This is a genomic window from Chryseobacterium indologenes (genome assembly GCF_001295265.1).
Lineage (GTDB): Bacteria > Bacteroidota > Bacteroidia > Flavobacteriales > Weeksellaceae > Chryseobacterium > Chryseobacterium indologenes_A.
Window position 1 is genome coordinate 23354 of sequence record NZ_LJOD01000025.1, and the last position, 7191, is coordinate 30544.

5 protein-coding genes, 1 tRNA gene and 2 pseudogenes are annotated in these 7191 nt (G+C 34.8%); 3 read left to right on the top strand and 5 right to left on the bottom strand.

The genetic code is table 11. The features are described from left to right. The first annotated feature begins 288 nt into the window (after nt 1–288). The 3 genes and pseudogenes from AOB46_RS21865 to AOB46_RS23025 all read left to right on the top strand — a co-directional run bounded on the left by AOB46_RS21865 (nt 289) and on the right by AOB46_RS23025 (nt 3342). Nucleotides 289–1715: pseudogene (locus AOB46_RS21865) on the top strand (MBOAT family O-acyltransferase). A 3-nt stretch (nt 1716–1718) separates the two neighbouring features. Next, complete coding sequence (locus tag AOB46_RS21870; RefSeq protein WP_082377364.1) at nt 1719–2798, top strand: alginate O-acetyltransferase AlgX-related protein; 1080 nt, start codon at nt 1719–1721, stop codon at nt 2796–2798. Nucleotides 2799–2919: 121 nt separating this feature from the next. Then, a pseudogene (locus AOB46_RS23025) lies at nt 2920–3342 on the top strand (transposase). Between the two features lie 628 nt (nt 3343–3970). Here the strand turns inward: AOB46_RS23025 and AOB46_RS21875 are convergent. From AOB46_RS21875 to AOB46_RS21900, 5 genes are all read right to left on the bottom strand, one after another. Then, entirely contained in the window at nt 3971–5044 is a 1074-nt protein-coding gene (locus tag AOB46_RS21875; protein ID WP_062703415.1) for a hypothetical protein, read from the bottom strand. A 335-nt stretch (nt 5045–5379) separates the two neighbouring features. Next, nucleotides 5380–5739, bottom strand: a complete 360-nt coding sequence (locus AOB46_RS21885; RefSeq protein ID WP_131724439.1) for a hypothetical protein — start codon at nt 5737–5739, stop codon at nt 5380–5382. Nucleotides 5740–5759: 20 nt separating this feature from the next. Continuing rightward, a complete protein-coding gene (locus AOB46_RS23900; RefSeq protein WP_241489270.1) occupies nt 5760–6137 on the bottom strand; it encodes a site-specific integrase in 378 nt (125 codons plus the stop codon). Further along, nucleotides 6124–6837 (bottom strand): phage integrase SAM-like domain and Arm DNA-binding domain-containing protein, encoded by a 714-nt coding sequence (locus AOB46_RS21895; RefSeq protein WP_062703423.1) that lies wholly within the window; start codon nt 6835–6837, stop codon nt 6124–6126. The genes AOB46_RS23900 and AOB46_RS21895 overlap by 14 nt, the downstream gene beginning before the upstream one ends. Nucleotides 6838–7108: 271 nt before the next feature. Then, a tRNA-Ser gene (locus tag AOB46_RS21900) sits at nt 7109–7191 on the bottom strand.

The window sequence follows — 7191 nt, forward strand, 5'->3', positions numbered from 1 at the left end:
ATTATTGTAAAAGGATATGCTTAACTTGGAGTAAAAACTGAACTGTAATATTTCTACAATAAAAATAAAGCTATCGTAATTAGTGGTTCTGTCCAATTATTGAAAAATAACTACTTACTATATTCTATTTCCACTAAATGTTCCATGCTTCTTAAAAGCACTTAATTAATTTATAAAAAATATCATGCTTTGCTTTTGGAAAATTTTATTATAAATTTGAACTTTAATTACTTTAAAAAATACAGAACAATTAATTTTTATTTTAAGTAATCTACATATTATTAAAGAATGCTATTTAACTCGTTTGCCTTTGCAATATTTTTACCCATTGTATATCTCCTGTATTGGTATTTGTCCCCTAAAAAACTTTCTGCGCAAAACAGCCTGTTGTTAGTCTCAAGTTATTTTTTTTATTCTTGCTGGGACTGGCGTTTTTTATTCCTGCTCTTATTCTCGACATTATTGGATTTCCTTTCTGGAATCAAGATTCATCAAACAAACCGTAAAAAATTATGGCTCTGGATAAGTATCATTATCAACGTAGGACTTTTGGGAGTTTTTAAATATTATAACTTTTTTACCGAAAGTTTTGTTCAGATGCTGGCAGGCTTCGGGTTTAAAGTACATCCTTTGACAATAAATGTGATCTTACCCGTCGGAATATCATTTTATACATTTCACGGAGTATCCTATGTTATCGATGTGTATAAAGGAAGAATAGCTCCCGAAAGAAACTTTGCTAATTATGCTCTTTTTGTAAGCTTTTTCCCATTATTAGTTGCCGGCCCCATTGAAAGGGCTACACATCTTCTCCCACAATTAAAAAAAGCACGGGCTTTCAATTATGAACAAAGTGTTGACGGTTTAAAACAGATACTATGGGGTCTTTTTAAAAAATCGTCATTGCAGATAACTGCGCCCTACTAGTGAATGAAGTATTTAATGCGCCACAGGCACATACCGGAAGTGATCTGGCTGTGGCAGCGGTACTATTTGCGCTGCAGATCTATTGCGATTTTTCAGGATATTCGGATATTGCCTTAGGGACAGCAAGATTATTTGGCATTGAACTCCTGAAAAATTTCTCATACCCATATTTTTCAAGGGATATTGCTGAGTTCTGGAGAAGATGGCACATTTCATTGTCTTCTTGGTTTAAGGATTATGTATATATTCCTTTAGGTGGAAGTAAACAAGGAATTGGTATGAAAATACGTAATACCTTCATCATATTTCTTTTAAGCGGCTTTTGGCATGGTGCAAACTGGACTTTTATTGTTTGGGGTGGTCTAAATGCCATTTATTTCCTTCCTCTTCTGTTAACAAATTCCAACCGGAAGAATCTGGATATAGTCGCTAAAGGTAAAAAATTACCCAGCTTAAAAGAATTTATTCAGATGTCTGCCACATTTGCCTTATCAGTTCTTGCATGGATATTCTTTAGAGCTGAAAGTGTATCAGCTGCATTTTCGTATTTACAACAGATGTTTTCAGTCACTCTTTTTAAAGTACCTACCATTTCTGCAGGTAAGATTATTCTACTCATACTATTTTTTATGTGGATAGAATGGATTGGGCGTGAAGAAAATTTTGCCATTAAGGGATTGGGGCGTAACTGGAAACCAGGTTACCGGTATATTTTCTATCACATTATTGCCATCTCCATTTTTTGTTTTGCTGGAAAAGAGCAGCAGTTTATTTACTTTGAATTTTAAAATATGAAAAAACTGATTTATAGTACCACAAAGTTTGTACTCCCGTATTTCATAATATTTTTTATTTCAGTCATATTTTATCCTCTACATAAAGGGGATCTATTAAGAATGGCCTATATTCCAGATCTATATCCTAACTATAAAGAGAATTTAAGGGCAGAGATACCTGAGCCACCCAAAAAATATGTAATGCTCTCTGAGAATCCAAGCAATAAATCATATAAAGTGTTGACTATTGGTGATTCATTTTCGGAATTTGGACCTCTAGGCTATAACAATTATATTGCTCAACAGCTTCCAACTTTACATATTGACAGACATATTTCAAAAAATCCATTTCAAACATTGTCAGAACTTGTTGATGATGGTTTTTTTGATGAATATAAAGTGGAATATGTAGTTCTGCAAAGTGTAGAAAGAGAAATTGTAGACAGGGTTTCTCCCGATGCTCTTGTGGAAAAAACAACTTTCAAAGAAATAAAGAAAGAATTGAATGTAAAAGCTGATCCTGAAAGCACTAATAAAAAAGCAACAGGAGAACACAATGCTCCTACCCATACTTTCTTTTCAAATCAGTCTCTCTCATTTTTATTCAATGCAACAACTTTTTTACTCGGGAAAAAACATATCAAAAACGTATATTGTTTCCCTATGATAAGTGATGGATTATTTTCGAATGGAAGTGATCATCTTTTATTTTATGATGACGATTATATTACTTTAACAGCAAATAATAATGAAGGGAATATACAGTATCTCAACCATGCTCTAAATTTACTCAATGACAAATTGAGCAAAAAAAATATCAAACTTATTGTTTTGGTTGCTCCTGATAAATACGGAATGTATTACAACTATATCAAGGATAAAAATGATTTGACCAAGCCTGTCTTTTTTTCTCTTATGCAGAAGCAGCAGAAAAATTATATATTCATAGAGAGTAAAACAAAGTTAACAGAGCAAATAAGCAATGGTGTAAAGGATATTTACTATTATGACGACAGCCACTGGACCCCAAAAGCAGGTAAAGTAATTGCTGATGAAATTCTGTTTCAGATCAAAAAAAGCCCAATTCGGCACTAATTCCAAATTTAAAAAGACACCGTCACATAAAGTGTGTAAGTTATAAAAATGAGTAGTTTAAAAGGACTTTGCATTTTGGATGGGAATCCTGACAGACCTGAAGTCCCGGGGCGTAGAGGATATGCTGATTACAGCGACCGATAATCTCAACGGTTTCTCCGCTACCACACGGAGTGTATTCCCTGAATGCAGTACCTAATGTTGTCCATCAGATCCGAAATGCCTGCAGATATGTTGTATGGAAGGATAAAAAGGCGTTTAAAGCGGATATGAAGCCTATCTATGATACTCCCAATAAACAGCACAGGCCGCACTGGTAGGTTTTGTCGATAGATGGGAATCCAAATATCCCTACGCCATAAGATCATGGCGGGCGAACTGGGACGAACTGACCGTCTTTTACGACTTTCCACTTGAGATCCTACGAATTACCTATACGACTAGTATCATCGAAAATATGAATGGGAAGATCCGTAAATACACAAAGAATAAACTGTCATTTCCCAGCGATGATCCCGTACTGGGCTTTGAGAGAAATCTCTAAAAAGTGGACGATGCCTATCCAGAATTGGGGCATTATCCTAAATCAGTTCTTAACTTTATTTGAAAAAAGAGTCCAGTTATAAGTAACATAACTGAACTCCGTATTTTTTATTTACACGCTTTGTGGAACAGTCCCGAATATTTCGGTACATCACCTGACGCCCATTATACACCTACCGGTCTCTTTGTTGTTGAAAAATAACTTTACCTGACCGGAACACATATCCATATAATGCTCCCTTAAATATTTGTCAAACCTCGGATTACCCCAGTTCTCCGGAATTTCTGCCAACTTTTTCTGATATATCTTAAAACATTCGGTATCAACAGTCGAATTTGCCAGGGTGAACAAAGCATTGTAAATTCCGTTTTTAATACAGTCATCCGTACCAGAATCTGTTTTATCATACTGTCTGGATCCGAAATTCTCCAGTTACTTTTTTACATGAAATGCAATATATTTTGACACTTCCTGCATTGACACTTGATCGTTAAATAACAGTGCCTTTCTTAATATAGAATCTATGATAAGGTGGTTATGAAATTTGTTGACCGGAAACAGAGAAGACAGTCCAAAATGGACTGCCTTCTTTATTTTTCAGATCAGAAATCAAGATTGAATGTTAAAATCACCATTCTCTCCATTCTTCTGTAATGTCTTCATCAATCGCATTATATCCCATTTCATTTCCAGCTAGAATTATTATTTCCGCTATTTGTTCCCTCTCGTTTGTTTCAATCAAGGAATAATGACATTTTTGATTTAAAACGTTTAACTTCAATACGGTCTTTTTAACAATTTCCATAGCATTCTCTCTAGATGTTGTATCAAATATGCCATCTAAATAATCAGATATTATTAAAATGCATTCATCAATATCATTTTGTGCATAAGCTGGATCATTTTCATGCATGTAATCTTCCATATTCTTTTTAAGATTACTAATCAAACTGTCAATATGTTGATTTTCCGTTGATTTTAAGTTTATGTCAGAATGCTTCTTTTTTATCGTTTCTTTTCTTGGGGGCCAAACTCTCGTTACAGCTGATGGCAAATTATTAACATCTAAATTTTTACAGTTATCTATAAATACCTCATTAAGCTTATGTTTATCTGGTAATAAAATCCTTTCTAGTTTAGTACAATAATGAACCTCTAATTTCTCAAGATGTTTATTATTCCTAAGATCAACCTCTGTTAAAGCACCTTTATTGATTACTAACTCTATAAGGTTTGGAAACATCTCAGGTAACGATGATGTTTTAGTACTATCCCATAAAACCGCTTTCTGAACAGTATCAAGTTGGGTGATGACTTTTCCTTTAAAACTTTTAATTGATAAAAAAGTTATTTCTTCAAGTCCTTTGAAATTATTTTTGGATATATTAAACTTAGATTTTTCCCCTATAAGAAGATGCTTAACATCTATCAGTACATTGGATAAATCTATACTAGACTCATGAAATGAAACAGTTTCAAATTTGAGACCTGGAAAAAGATCTTTTATAGATTGAAAATATTCATTCTCCACCTTATCAAAACCTAAGCTTTTTACTTCGTAATTTCTAAAACTTGAAATAGTTACTGGAATATATTCAACCTTAGGATTTATTCCTAAATCCATCCATTTTTGAATCTCAGAGAAATTGCTTGTAATTAATATACCTTTATTTTCAGGCATGAAATAAATGTTAGTATCCATCTTGTAATATATATTTATATCCTGGTGATTGTATTATGTTAAAGTTAATCGGATTGGCGTAACCTTGAGGATAATCAGGAGCACTCTGTCGGTCTGCATTCTTCTATATTCTGCTTTAAAAGCTTCCCTAGAAGATGACGAGGGTGACCAATCAAATGATTTTATTGTAGTACTATATTGTGTCATTTTTAATATTGCTGATGTGAACATTCTTTCCAATGAACCCTTACCATGATATTTATGATCATTACCAAATATAATAGTATAGGAGCCATCTTTTGTGTTTTTTTCTCGAACTTTATATTCTACTTTTACATCTTCGAGGATTAATGGCTTTAAGGCTGTATATCGCATGACCAATTTGAATGGTCAGGTACATGTGCTGAAACAAATAATTCATTCACAACATACCATGCAATTCCAATTGCCCCACCTCTGGAAACTGCAGCTCCACCTTTAGTAGCAGATCTAGCTAAAACGCTATTTAAAGTACCATCTCCCGGTCCAATAGCTATTTTAATATCTGAAAAATTAAACTGAGAAAAATCATAAGTCGGATTCATTATTTCCTGCAAAGCATCGTAAGCCTGTTGTCCAGAAAGCGCTATCCCTCCTAATGCAGCATAGGTGTCAAATCCTCCTGCGACATCTCCAGTAAGGCGATAAGTACCAAAGTGATACTCTATGTCAGCCATAGAATGTCCCATAAGGCTTGTCAGTGGATAGTACTGGCGAAAGTTCTTCTTGCCTTATGGGTATTAAGTTTTGTACGTACTTCGCAGAGATCTGCAGTTTCTTTCAGATACTCATTCATTTTCTGATTTGAGCGTACGGGAAGAACCGTTCCTCTCTTTAAGCACAAAGGATGATGTTTATATTTATCCATAATTTCGAGTGCTTTGGGCAATAGGGAAATATCTGTGTCCGATTTTGACTTCTGTCTGTTTGACATGATCCATAGACTACCATCATCAGCTTCTTTGATGTTACTCCATTTCAGTTGGTAAGCATCAATATAAGAGAGCCCGATGTAGCACTGAAAGACGAAAACGTCACGGATCACACTAAGGCGTTCGGAACTAAAAACCTTCAATTCTTTTAAGTTCGGATTTTGTCAGGGGTTTCTTTTTTATCTCGGTTTTCTTGCTGACAAAAAGCTTGAAAGGATTTTTGGGAATAACCTCCTTGGCAACTGCTCTCAAAACAATTTTTTTGAAATTGCTGATATACTTCAGAGAAGTATTATTGGAGCATTTTCGAACGGTTTTAAGATACATATCATAATCCTTTACGAACTCATAGTTCAGGGCACTGAATTCAAGATCATCCTTGCCATATTTATATTGGATAAACTCCTGTACATGCGAACGAGCGGTAACATAGCGATCATGGGTACCTTTGGAGTATTCCTTTGTAGGGATCAGTGCCTCTATTTCATCGTTATGCTCCTGAAACTCTTCAAGTACCTTATTGCGGTGTCTGTATTTTCCGTTTACAAAATTGATTAGATCCACAGCAGAAATAGGGATGCCATTATTTAATAATTCTGTCTTGTGGTTATTGATCTTGGTGGTCAGTGATTCCAGAAAAAAATTCAGGGCCTTGGTGTCTTCTTTTGTTCCTGTCGCTTTACCTTCCTTCTGGTCCCATCTGTTTACCTCCCATTTTCTCTTTGTGGAAGTTTCTTTGGGAATGCCATCTACTGTAATCCGCAGATAAACATGGCGGATCGACTTGTCCTTTACATTTGAGCTCTTTAGGAGGAAGGTGAGCCCATAACTTTGTTCTAACATAATTCAACATTTTAAGGGTTATAAATGTCAAACTAAAAGTGCTTTGAATCAAGATGTTTGGGTTTGCTACGCGTTTGCTTTCAAATAGTTACATGTTATTCTGTGGCAATTTTTTGGATTTTTGAATATTGCCACGAATCTGCCACAAACTTTATGAGTTTTTTTGAAAATTATGACAGTTGCCATAAACAAAAAAATCCTGCAAATCGTTGATTTTGCAGGATTTAAATATTTTTTGATGCCTTTTGAAAACTTATGTTTTCGCATCTTGCGGAGAGTGAGGGATTCGAACCCCCGGACCTGTTACAGTCAACAGTTTTCAAGACTGCCGCAATCGACCACTCTGCCAACTCT

What these genes read in the sequence shown, in the direction of transcription:
- AOB46_RS21870 (WP_082377364.1), top strand. Translation starts at nt 1,719, where the DNA reads ATGAAAAAACTGATTTATAGTACCACAAAGTTTGTACTCCCGTATTTC.
- AOB46_RS21875 (WP_062703415.1), bottom strand. Translation starts at nt 5,044, where the DNA reads ATGGATACTAACATTTATTTCATGCCTGAAAATAAAGGTATATTAATT.
- AOB46_RS21885 (WP_131724439.1), bottom strand. Translation starts at nt 5,739, where the DNA reads ATGGCTGACATAGAGTATCACTTTGGTACTTATCGCCTTACTGGAGAT.
- AOB46_RS21895 (WP_062703423.1), bottom strand. Translation starts at nt 6,837, where the DNA reads ATGTTAGAACAAAGTTATGGGCTCACCTTCCTCCTAAAGAGCTCAAAT.